Genomic DNA, 11,651 nt, shown 5'->3' on the forward strand with positions numbered 1-11,651 from the left:
AAACCTATGGGTGAGAAATCACTCATAGGTTTTTTTCTATTTGTGAATGCTTTCGATGTAAATATCTTCTACATAATATTACCCTCCGAAGTAAATGAAAAGTTCTAAGAAGTTATTATATAATAGAAGAAACACATTAAAGAAAAGTAGGTAATTCTCAATGAGCACACAAAAAATTGTTCCGATATATTTACTATCAGGATTTCTAGGAAGTGGAAAGACAACATTACTAACACAGATTGTAGAAAAAGCACAGGCTGCGGGACTAACACCAGCTGTATTAATGAATGAATTAGGTGAAGTTAACCTTGATGGGCAACTGGTGAAAAAGGATGTTGCGATGGCAGAAGTACTTGGCGGTTGTATCTGCTGTAGCATGCGTGGCGATTTATCCTTGGAACTTAATCAATTATTAGATCAATATTCTCCCGATCTAATTATTGTAGAGTCAACAGGAGCAGCCCATCCAATGGAAACGATAGATGCAATTACAGAAACATCGATGTACAAGCATGTCAGATTGCAATCAGTTATTACAGTTGTTGATGGAGAGCATTTACTTGATCGATCTAAATTAGTGAAAGATAGTACATATCGCTTAATGCAAGATCAAATTCGATGTGGCAGCTTGATTGTACTTAATAAATGTGACCGACTTGATCCGGAGAAAGTTGTTGAGGCAGAGCAAACGTTGCGTGATCTTAATGAGCATGCTCTGATTATTACGACAGACCATTGTCAGCTTAACAATTGGCAATGGCTATTGGAAGGTACACAGTTAGAGCAACCAGAATCACTGCAAGCTTTAAGACAGCAGGTTAGTAACAACAATGATGATGCTGTTGATGGGGAACATGAGCATCAACATGAACATAGTCACCATACGCATGTTATGGCTTATACGCATTATTGGAAAGGTAAGCCGAATAGTGAACAATTTGAACAATGGCTTGCTAATCTGCCGGCTAATATATATCGAGCGAAAGGTATTGTTACATTCCGTGACGTTCCAAGTCGATTTTTGTTCCAGTTTGCTTATCGTGAATCTGATTTTATGCGAATTGATCCGCAAGGTGAAGTTAATGATGTCGCAGTATTTATCGGGGAGCATTTTGACGAGGAGTGGCTAAAACAGCAATTAGCAATACTCGAAGAGAGGTAGTTCAGAAAGTGAGCTTTGATAACGATGATCTGCTTCGTAGCTTAGTCGACATCGAATATGAAGCGAACTTGGGAAGTCCGGTACGCGTGTACCAACCACGAACACTTGCGTTTCCTCCTTGCTCAAGTAGCGCTCCATCTTCACGATTCTGAAAGCCCACTTTCTGAACCTTCATTGGAAGAGGTAGTTCAGAAAGTGGACTTTGATAACGATGATCTGCTTCGTAGCTTAGTCGACATCGAATATGAAGCGAACTTGGGAAGTCCGGTACGCGTGTACCAACCACGTACACTTGCGTTTCCTCCTTGCTCAAGTAGCGCTCCATCTTCTCGATTCTGAAAGCCCACTTTCTGAACCTTCATTGGAAGTGGTAGTTCAGAAAGTGAGCTTCATTAAAAAAGTAGTTCAAAATATCTCCATCACATGACAAGATGATTATGCTTAACTGAAATGGGAATACTTAGTTATAACATGAATTTTAACAACTTAGAATGCTGGAGGTTGAGACTATGATGAAATCTTTAAGTTTGAAGTGTACAATAACATTGCTTTCACTTGGCTTGTTATCACTATGTTCGTTAGCTCCAAGTACGGGGGCAGCAACAAACGATATCGAAAGTAAAAGTGTTAGAACACAACTAGATGATAAACAAAGTAAAAATGATAAAGAAGAAAGACACTCAACTCATCATAAAAAAATGAGTAAAGAAGAACTACAAGCACTAAAATTGAAGAAGATGCAGAGGCTTGCTACTTATTTCGAGATTGACACTGAAGGAAAGTCAGCGAAGGAATTAAGAGCGGCAATCGAAAAGGCGAAGAATGAACAACCTGAGAAATGGGAAATGTTCAAACAACAATTTCGTGCCAAGAAATTAGAAGAAATGCGTGAGTTTGCTAAATCCAAAGGTATTTCCATTGAAGGAAAGACGGAACAACAATTACGAGAAGAACTTCACAAATTGAAGCATAGTAAGCCGGAGTAAATGGGAAGATCATTGTTCACAGGAGTCAATTCAACTTAAGCAGAAAAGCTAATGTTGAATTGGCTTTTTTTGTGCTTGATTATGATGCTTTCGTGGAGTATGATAATATTGTAATTTGTTAAGTAAATTTATTAACTAAACATTTATAGTAACGATGTCAGACGAGAAGCTACTATAGAAAGAGGTTATCTTATCGCTACAATTCGCCAAATCGCGCAACTAGCTGAAGTGTCCACTGCAACAGTATCTCGAGTGCTGAATAATGATACTACGCTTAGCACAAGTGTTGAAACTCGTGAACGTATTTTTGCAATAGCCGAGGAACTTAATTATAAGCCACAACGTTTGAAGAAATTGGTACAAGAAATGCAACGCTCATCTTTGCAAATTGGATTGTTATTCTGGTCCACGACAGAAGAAGAAAAGAACGATCCATACTTTGCAGCAGTTCGTAGAGGAATAGAAATTCATTGTGAGCAGTTAGGCATTGCTATTACGAAAATCATTCGCGGGGATTATACAACCGCATATGAAGATGCAGCAGAGCTAGATGGTTTATTAGTTGTAGGTTCGATTGAAGTGCAAGATGTTCTAGATATTTTCCCTCGACCAGATCGAATCGTGTTCGTCAATCACGGTGAAGAACTATTAGACTATGATTCTGTTCATCTGAATTTTGAAGGAGCAATTAGAACATCCTATCAATACTTGACAAGTTTAGGTCATGAGAAAATTGGATTTATCGGTGGTGTAGAGAGGGTTCATTCTTTGCGAGAACCTGGCGCATTGAGACAATCTCAAGAGCATCGTTATGTTGCTTATTCTCGTATGATGCGTGAATATGGGCAACATTATGCTTGTGTAGAATGGGTAGATGATTGGTCATCACAAGGTGGATATGAAGCCATGAAACGTATACTAGCTAGAAGTGATCGACCATCGGCTTGTCTTATTGCAAGTGATCATATGGCAGTCGGGGCATTACATGCGTTACATGAAGCAGGTGTGTCTGTACCGAAAGAAATATCAATTGTCGGCTTTAACGATATTGAACTTGCTGGATTTGTTAATCCTCCATTATCTACGGTTCATGCGCATACTGAATTACTAGGTGAAACCGCAGTTAAAATGCTAGTTGAAAGAATGGAAGGCCGAAAAGTCGCTATGCAAGTTAAGTTGAATACAACATTCGTTGAACGTGAAAGCTGTATGAAGTTTAGCAATTGATAAACGTATCAGTTTAGACTAGTGATGGCTAATATATTCGAAGCCAACTAAGAGACATCAATCAAATATTAGGAGTGTAACTATGATCTCATATAACGAAGCTACAAGAGTGTTTCACCTACAATCACAACATACAAGCTATGCTGTGAAGATTACGAATCAAGGTCATATTGCTCATATTTATTGGGGACGTAAAGTATCAGGAGAATACCTAGATGACTTGTATCAACTTAATTTAAGAAATTCATTCACACCAAGTACTGATTTGGATCAACTTGAATATTCATTAGATACACTACACCAAGAGCTACCTGCTTATGGTGATTCTGATTTCCGTTCTCCGGCTTATCAGTTCCAATTACCTAATGGTAGTACGGTTACTGATTTCCGCTATGAGTCTCATGAAATTATTAACGGTAAACCGAAGCTAGATGGTCTACCTAGCGTCTATGCTGAAACTAATGATGAAGCTCAAACTTTACTCATTACCCTTCGAGATCAACTTACGAATGCAGTAATCGTATTATCCTATACCGCATTCCGTGATTTCAGTGCAATTACACGTTCTGTACAATATCGTAATGAAGGTACAGACGTATTGAACTTGAATCGTGCGCTAAGTATGAATGTAGATATGCCAGGTTACAACTATGAAATGCTTCAATTATCTGGTACATGGGTGCGAGAGCGTTATATTCATCGTCGTAAATTAGAGCCAGGTATGCAATCGATCGAAAGTCGTCGTGGATCAAGCAGTCACGTACAAAATCCATTTCTTGCGTTAGTAAGTGAAGGTGCAACGGAGCAACATGGTGATGTATATGGTGTTAACTTTGTATACAGTGGTAATTTTATTGCTGGTGTTGAAGTAGATCCCTATTTGCACTCTCGTCTATTTATGGGAATTAACCCATTTGACTTCAACTGGAAGCTTGAAGCGGGTGAGACATTCCAAGCTCCTGAAGTTGTAATGGTACATTCACATGAAGGTATCGGTGGGATGTCTCGTCGTTTCCATGATCTATATCGTAGTCGTCTAACACGTGGCGAGTTCAGAGATAAAGTTCGTCCGATCCTCGTGAACAACTGGGAGGCAACTTACTTCGATTTCAATGAAGAAAAGATTGAGGCCATTGCACAAGCAGGACAGGAACTTGGTATTGAGTTGTTCGTACTTGATGATGGTTGGTTTGGCAAACGTGATAATGATACCACTTCACTAGGAGATTGGTTTGTTGATCGTAAGAAACTACCTAATGGTCTTGAAAGTTTAGTGAAAAAGGTACGTGATCTAGGGTTAGAATTTGGTCTTTGGTTCGAGCCGGAGATGATCTCACCTGAAAGTGAATTGTACCGAAATCATCCGGACTGGTGTCTTCATGTAGATGGTCGTCGACGTACGGAAGCTCGTAATCAGTTAGTTCTAGATCTTTCACGTGAAGATGTCCAAAATTATATTGTAGAAACCATTTCTGATGTGCTTGCAAGCGCCCCGATTACGTATGTGAAATGGGATATGAATCGTAATATGACAGAGATTGGATCAGCTCTATTACCAGCAGATCGTCAACGTGAAACGGCTCATCGATATATGCTTGGACTATATAATGTAATGGAACGTATTACTTCAGCATTCCCACATATATTATTTGAATCTTGCTCTGGTGGTGGAGGACGTTTTGATGCGGGTATGCTGTACTACATGCCACAAACATGGACAAGTGATAATAGTGACGCGATTTCTCGTCTGAAAATTCAATACGGTACAAGTATCGTATATCCAGTAAGTGCTATGGGGGCACACGTATCTGCTGTGCCGAATCATCAAGTTAATCGAATGACTTCACTTGAGACTAGAGGCAATGTAGCGTTATCTGGTAACTTCGGTTATGAGCTTGATCTGTCTAAATTCTCTGATGAAGAGAAGGAACTTGTGAAAGAGCAAATTGAGCTTTGCAAAGATATTCGTCCGATTGTTTCATTCGGCGACTTCTATCGTTTATTAAGTCCATTTGAAGGCAATGAAACTTCTTGGATGTTTGTGTCTAAAGATAAGTCTGAAGCATTTGTGGTATATGTGAAAGTACTACAAGAACCTAACGGTGCTATTGGTCGTTTCCGACTACAAGGGCTTGATCCGAATAAAACATATCGTTTAGAAGGTCAAAATGGTGGAGTATTTGCGGGAGATCAATTGATGTATGCAGGCCATCCGGTTCCACAGTTCTATGGTGACTTCCAAAGTTGTGTATATCGTCTAACTGCGCTTTAATAAGAACTATTAATCATAGTATGTTTTGAATAAACTAGACCCAATAAGATAGACACTTTCAAAGGTCATCTTATTGAGTCTTTTTGTTAGTAATAAGAAAACTATTAACTGAATGTCTTAGTATTTCATAGAAATTATATTGAGCTTGACGTTACGTCAACCTTTATAATGAAGATAAATAGATCATTTGGAGGCTGATACTATGTATCGAATTGGACAATTTGCCAAATTGACAGGTGTTACCGAGAGAACGTTACGATATTACGACAAAAAGGGATTACTGAAACCTACATTACGCGTTGATGGAGGATATCGTTATTACTCTAAAGAAGACCTCGTTCAACTCCAAAAAATATTAACGATGAAGTATTTGAATTTTTCACTAGAGGATATAGCAGATACATTAGCGGATGAGAAAGTATCTATGGCTGAAGTATTCGATCAGCAGCATGAATGGCTTATAAAAAAGCGAGATGAGCTTAATGGAATTATTGAATCGCTTGATCGCATCAAAAAGATAACTTCTAAAGTTGATTCAATTTCTGCAGGCTTCCTGCTATTAATGATTCATAATTTGCAAAACGAGAATAAGCAACGCGAGCATCTCCTTATGCATTTACCTTCACAAATAGTGAACGTCATATTTCAAGATGATCAACATATGGAAGAGAAGCTTGAATTAGAAATGAAAATGGTGACGCTACTATCGCAAATATTGGAGCTTCAACAACAAGGTATATCTCATACTTCGGAGGAGGCTATTTCAGTAGGATTGTCTCTATATAGTATGCTTGCAGAACTATTGATGAAAGCGACAAAGAATATGACAGAGGAGGAAAAAGAGAAATTGCAGCTGTTCGAAAAGGATCAGGATGCACTTGATCCAGCTCTTTTTCCAAGTATTTTAAGTAAAGAAGAAACAGATTATATCGACAATTTAATGGAGCTTGTAGATATCATCTATCATACACAGTTGGAGCAGGAAAGTGAGCAAGAGATTAGAATATGACGTGATCTAGGAAAATTATAAATAAAGGCAAGCTCACTTTCTAGCGAAAATGAGCTTGCCTTTGTAGTTTTTTGTAGAGAAGTTACGTGAGTTGTTCTTTAATGCTAATGACACGAATCGTCATTGTTCCAGCTGGTGTCGAAAGTTCCATTTGCTTATGTAATGGAGCTAGTAGCAGTTGACTTCCTACAGGTGAAAGCAATGATATTTTCCCTTGCTCTGGATCGATCTCATCCGGAGCAACAATGCTATAGGTATCGATAAAGCCATCTTCTACATATTCAATCTCAACATTAGTATTCAGCATAACGAGCTGTTCCTCAGGCGCGTTATGAAGCGTAAGTCTCCTCTTAATCTCTTGCATATAACTTTCAAGTAGTTGTTCCAGTTCTTTCGTTAGTCCATGTTGCTTCAATATATATTTCTCAAGCTGTTTACTACGCAGTTCTTCAATAATGACAAGCTGCTCTTCATAATGGTGCAGTTGCACTTTCCATTCAACACTATGGTTCATAGTAGATTTCCTCCCCGACACTTACCATATACGCCAACATATCGACGTTACGTACATTTGACATAGTTAATTCCTCCTTAACAATTTCAAGTGAAACTCAAAGCTGTCAGATTGCGATTCTAGCTTCGTGTAACATAAAGTCTATCGAAGTATTAGATCGTAGTATAAAAAGACCCTCCATTGAGCTTGAATGGGGTCTCCTTTAATAGTATCAAATTAACCAAATAAGTCTATAAGGTAACTGTAAATTGTACCTCAGATTTGGATAACGAAGTAATTAATGCGAAGAAATAATAAGTAACAAAGGGCATACTAAAAAGTTGACATACTTCTCATAATTAGTTCATTTTGGGGTTGAAATAGTATAGATTTATTTCAAAAGTATCGTTTTCTCACATTTTTCAGAATAAATTCAGAAAAAAATACGGGTGAAAATTTCAGTTGAAAAATATATGAAAGTATGCTGAAAACTGTAGGTGTGACAAGGGATTAGAATGATTTTGCGAATAATAAATTGCAAATAAAAATAATGGAACCGCTCTAATAATCTTCATCTAATCTTCATCTATGTAAAAATCCTAATGAAAATGGGCTTCAATGCTATGCTATAATGCTAAACATACATTACCTCAAGCAATAAAAAGATTAGTCGGGAGGACTTATGTTAAAACTAATAATGAAAGTAAGCAGATTGAGCGTGCTAGCAATCGTAGCCATCGCACTACTTACTGTAGTTCCATTCTCAGTATCCGCAGCTGCAGATCAACGAGAGGTTGAAGATGCAAAAGTTATGTTGAATGGTAGTTCACTTAAGCTAGAATCTCCACTACATATGGTAAATGGTAGAGTATATGTGCCGGTAGGATTAGTATCCAAATCATTAAGTGCGTCAGTAAGCTGGGATTCTAACACACAAGAAGCAACAATCATTACGAAAAGTAACGATGAGGTAGTATTCGGTAATGAAGTTCCTACAGTGTATTTTAATGATCAGCGTTATAAGCTTGAAGCAGCGCCTTACCTATATGATAGTAGATTGTATGTACCTGTTCGTTATATAGCCGAAATTGCACATGCTACGGCGGCTTGGGACATTGATAAGAAAGTGCTGACGTTAACGAGTGTACCGCTTGCAGTCGTAAGTGAAGAAAATTCATTAGCTAAGATTAGTGCGGATAATAACTTGACGCAAGCAGAAGTTGTAAAGAGAAATAAATTTTCCTCAAAAGATCAAGTTAAGAATGGGATGAAACTAGCAGTTATATTACCTTCAATCCTTGATGAAAAAGCAAAACCATTTACAAATGAAGAATATCAATTGCTTGCTAAGATCGTTCAAGTCGAGTCTGGATACGAGTCTTATGAAGGTCAATTAGCAGTGGCGAATGTAATATTGAACCGTGTAGCAAGCTCTAATTTCCCTGATACAATTAAAGACGTTATCTATTCAGGAAAACAATTCCCACCAGCACATAATGGCTTACTTGCCAAAGCAGTACCAAATGCAAGTGTCTTACAAGCAGCTAAAGATGCTTTGAATGGTAAGAACAATGTTGAAGGGGCAGTATACTTCTTCAATCCTAAATATTCAAGTGGGTCTAATCTAACGGTTGTAGCTACCATTGGAAACCATCGCTTTGCTAAATAGCGTATAATATTTTATAACCTTCATTCTGATTGCTCACACTATCGGATGAAGGTTATTTTTGTATTGTATAGGCATATAGTCATCAGAATAATTTACCGTGATCTAAAGCGAAGCGACAATAAACTCCATAAAAACACAATATTTTTATCGGAATCCAAAAAAATGGTTGAATTTGGTGTAAGATCAAATTATAATGAAACTAATAGTTCTAAAGTAACAATGAGTAGGACTAGTAGAATATAGTTTCGAAACTAGATGAACAATAATATAGTAGAATAATTAGTATAATAGAACAATAGTAGCAGTTCAAAGGGGATGCCAAAGGCATCCTTTTTTTTGTTGTTATTTGTAATAATAGCTCTTATCCTGCGTAAACATCATATATTTTTTGGCAATAATGACGAAATTTCCTTATAATATGCTATAATTACCCTATTATTTAGATAGGGGTGTATCACGTTGGAAAATCTTGTGCAAGAAGTGGAAACGAAAAAAAGTAGTAAGATAGTACTGATTATTATTGCAAGTGTTATCGGACTACTCATTATTGCTAGTATCGTTGGTTACAGTATTTTGTCTGCAAACTCTAAACCTGAATCTGTACTTTCTAAATTCCAAGCAGCAGTCAAATCAGGTAATGCTGCAGCTGCCCACAAAATTCTTGTTTCAAATGACCCTGTGTTTGAGTTAACTGAGGGTGATATAACGAAACTTCTTACATATTTAGATGAGGAATCTTCAGTATTTGATGATGAAATTGATAGTTTGAAAACTCAAATTGATAATGAAAAAGAAGAACGACTCAAATATGATTATTATTCTATGCTAACTCTAGTAAAGGAAAAAGGATTACTAGGGTTATTTGACTCGTATAAAATTGCAGTACAACCATACTATTTTACGTTATATACGAATCAAAAAGGTGTAGTTATAAAACTAGATGGAAAAGATTTAGTGACGTCTAAGTCAGATAACTATACAAAAGTAATAGGTCCATTAATGCCTGGGTCCTATTCATTAGATGCTCAATTTGATAGTGAATATGTGTCACTTAATACAAAGAAGAAAGTGCTACTTCCAGAAGATCATAATTATGAAATTGATCTATCCATCGATGCACAGTATGTGTATTTAGAATCTAACTACCCCGAAGCCAAATTATACTTAAACGGTAAAGATACTAAACTAACAGTTGGGGATGCGTACCGATTTGGTCCGATTGCTTCTAATGGAACGATGACCGTTCAAGCAAATCTCGATAATAAATGGGGATCTTTAACTAGTGAGTCTATTACAATCGACGGCAGCTCTTCTTATATTAATCTAGAAATACTTGGTTATACAATTTATCCGACAGCATCAGTTATGGGTGCTGAGGTATTACTTGACGGACAAAGTACAGGAATTACATTTGAACAAGCGATGACGGATGGAATTGGTCCAATTCCTTATGATAAAGAAGTTGCCGTAACTGGACAATTTGAATTCCCTTGGGGAACTTACAAATCTAATGAATTATTACTAGATAAAGATAGTGTATTCTACGATGGTGATAGTGATTATGATTATTCGACATATGCTTTCTTCACAGAAATACCAGACGATATACGTTCTAAAATTGTCACACAATTGGATGGATTTATTCCTTCAGCATTTGATAGTGTAACGGATTATGATGAGGCTTTGCTAGAAAATGTTAACGAAGCAAACCGAACGGTTATATTAGATTCCCTTTATTATCAGTTATCTGAGTATGCATATGATGGTTTCTACCCTACGAAAGCTACATATACCTTTGATAGCATGTGGGTAAGTTCATCTGAAAAGGATAAATATTATATCTCATTAGCTGCATTAGTTAATTTTAACTACTTATCTTATGACTACTGGGAAGATACATACAATGACACTGAAGAAAAAATGACAGTAAATATTGATGTACTATATGATGCAAGAGATGGTAGTTTAGTAGTCGAATCTTTCGATCCGTATGTAGATTATTATGATTACTATTCAGATGATTACACGTATAATGACGTTGAAGTTAAACAGTTCACTCAATAGAAGGGAGATTAATTATGTATATCTGTCAAAGTTGTCAGTCGAAGGCTGAACAATTCTATAAATTTTGCCCGCAATGTGGACAAGCAGCACTTGTGCTTGTAGAAAATAAGAATGAAATCATTACAGAATCTTTAGCGGAAAATAGACCACCACAAGGCAATGGTCCACAAGGATATGCGCCACAAGGCAATGGTCCACAAGGATATGCGCCACAAGGCAATGGTCCACAAGGATATGCGCCACAAGGCAATGGTCCACAAGGATATGCGCCACAAGGCAATGGTCCACAAGGATATGCGCCACAAGGCAATGGTCCGCAAGGATATGCGCCGCAAGGCAATGGTCCACAGGGATATGCGCCGCAAGGCAATGGTCCGCAAGGATATGCGCCGCAAGGCAATGGTCCGCAAGGATATGCACCACAAGGTAATGGTCCGCAAGGAGGCATGCCGCCACAAGGATATACTCCACAACCTAGCGTGCAAAAAAGTGCAGGAGCTCCAGCATGGTTGAAGAGCAAGAAGTTCAAACTATTTGCTTCGCTCGGGGTAGGCGCAATTATATTAATAGTAGTAGCCGTTACATTATTCAATGTATTTCTGAATAAAAATGCTAAAGAGTTGTATTTATACTCTGAGCTTCAAACCTTTAAAAATCAACAAAGCAATTCATCTTTATTTGGTGAAGCGGACATGGCACTATTCGATATGATTGAAAAGATGGCATCTGATACTAACATTACATTAACTGGAGATGTATCAATAGAGGG

9 protein-coding genes and 1 pseudogene are annotated in these 11,651 nt (G+C 37.4%); 8 read left to right on the forward strand and 2 right to left on the reverse strand.

Features of this window, described 5'->3' with window-relative positions; translation table 11 throughout:
- Positions 1–160 precede the first annotated feature (160 nt).
- Positions 161–1,162 carry a GTP-binding protein gene (locus NAG76_11530; protein URN92532.1) on the forward strand — a complete coding sequence of 334 codons (1,002 nt, stop codon included), beginning with the start codon at positions 161–163 and terminating at the stop codon, positions 1,160–1,162.
- A 1-nt stretch (position 1,163) separates the two neighbouring features.
- Here the strand turns inward: NAG76_11530 and NAG76_11535 are convergent, their stop codons facing one another.
- Positions 1,164–1,454, reverse strand: a complete 291-nt coding sequence (locus NAG76_11535) for a hypothetical protein (GenBank protein URN92533.1) — start codon at positions 1,452–1,454, stop codon at positions 1,164–1,166.
- A gap of 217 nt (positions 1,455–1,671) precedes the next feature.
- On the opposite strand from NAG76_11535, the gene NAG76_11540 reads away from it, so the two are divergent.
- The 4 genes from NAG76_11540 to NAG76_11555 all read left to right on the forward strand — a co-directional run bounded on the left by NAG76_11540 (position 1,672) and on the right by NAG76_11555 (position 6,656).
- On the forward strand, positions 1,672–2,148 hold the full coding sequence (locus NAG76_11540; protein URN92534.1) for a hypothetical protein: 477 nt from the start codon (positions 1,672–1,674) through the stop codon (positions 2,146–2,148).
- A gap of 252 nt (positions 2,149–2,400) precedes the next feature.
- On the forward strand, positions 2,401–3,375 hold the full coding sequence (locus NAG76_11545; GenBank protein URN92535.1) for a LacI family DNA-binding transcriptional regulator: 975 nt from the start codon (positions 2,401–2,403) through the stop codon (positions 3,373–3,375).
- An 82-nt stretch (positions 3,376–3,457) separates the two neighbouring features.
- Positions 3,458–5,647, forward strand: a complete 2,190-nt coding sequence (locus NAG76_11550; protein ID URN92536.1) for an alpha-galactosidase — start codon at positions 3,458–3,460, stop codon at positions 5,645–5,647.
- A gap of 202 nt (positions 5,648–5,849) precedes the next feature.
- Positions 5,850–6,656: a MerR family transcriptional regulator gene (locus NAG76_11555; GenBank protein URN92537.1), complete on the forward strand. Its 807-nt coding sequence runs from the start codon at positions 5,850–5,852 to the stop codon at positions 6,654–6,656.
- Between the two features lie 82 nt (positions 6,657–6,738).
- Here the strand turns inward: NAG76_11555 and NAG76_11560 are convergent, their stop codons facing one another.
- On the reverse strand, positions 6,739–7,170 hold the full coding sequence (locus NAG76_11560) for a GreA/GreB family elongation factor (GenBank protein ID URN92538.1): 432 nt from the start codon (positions 7,168–7,170) through the stop codon (positions 6,739–6,741).
- Positions 7,171–7,831: 661 nt separating this feature from the next.
- Between NAG76_11560 and NAG76_11565 the strand changes: the two genes are divergently transcribed.
- From NAG76_11565 to NAG76_11575, 3 genes and pseudogenes are all read left to right on the forward strand, one after another.
- Positions 7,832–8,818: a stalk domain-containing protein gene (locus NAG76_11565; protein URN92539.1), complete on the forward strand. Its 987-nt coding sequence runs from the start codon at positions 7,832–7,834 to the stop codon at positions 8,816–8,818.
- Positions 8,819–9,277: 459 nt separating this feature from the next.
- Positions 9,278–10,882, forward strand: coding sequence for a hypothetical protein (locus tag NAG76_11570; GenBank protein URN92540.1), 1,605 nt, complete (start codon positions 9,278–9,280; stop codon positions 10,880–10,882).
- A 299-nt stretch (positions 10,883–11,181) separates the two neighbouring features.
- Positions 11,182–11,343: pseudogene (locus tag NAG76_11575) on the forward strand (cell wall anchor protein).
- Positions 11,344–11,651: the final 308 nt, after the last annotated feature.

It is taken from the genome of Candidatus Pristimantibacillus lignocellulolyticus, assembly GCA_023639215.1.
Classification (GTDB): domain Bacteria; phylum Bacillota; class Bacilli; order Paenibacillales; family Paenibacillaceae; genus Pristimantibacillus; species Pristimantibacillus lignocellulolyticus.

What these genes read in the sequence shown, in the direction of transcription:
- NAG76_11560 (URN92538.1), bottom strand. Translation starts at nt 7,170, where the DNA reads ATGAACCATAGTGTTGAATGGAAAGTGCAACTGCACCATTATGAAGAG.
- NAG76_11550 (URN92536.1), top strand. Translation starts at nt 3,458, where the DNA reads ATGATCTCATATAACGAAGCTACAAGAGTGTTTCACCTACAATCACAA.
- NAG76_11565 (URN92539.1), top strand. Translation starts at nt 7,832, where the DNA reads ATGTTAAAACTAATAATGAAAGTAAGCAGATTGAGCGTGCTAGCAATC.
- NAG76_11530 (URN92532.1), top strand. Translation starts at nt 161, where the DNA reads ATGAGCACACAAAAAATTGTTCCGATATATTTACTATCAGGATTTCTA.
- NAG76_11555 (URN92537.1), top strand. Translation starts at nt 5,850, where the DNA reads ATGTATCGAATTGGACAATTTGCCAAATTGACAGGTGTTACCGAGAGA.
- NAG76_11540 (URN92534.1), top strand. Translation starts at nt 1,672, where the DNA reads ATGATGAAATCTTTAAGTTTGAAGTGTACAATAACATTGCTTTCACTT.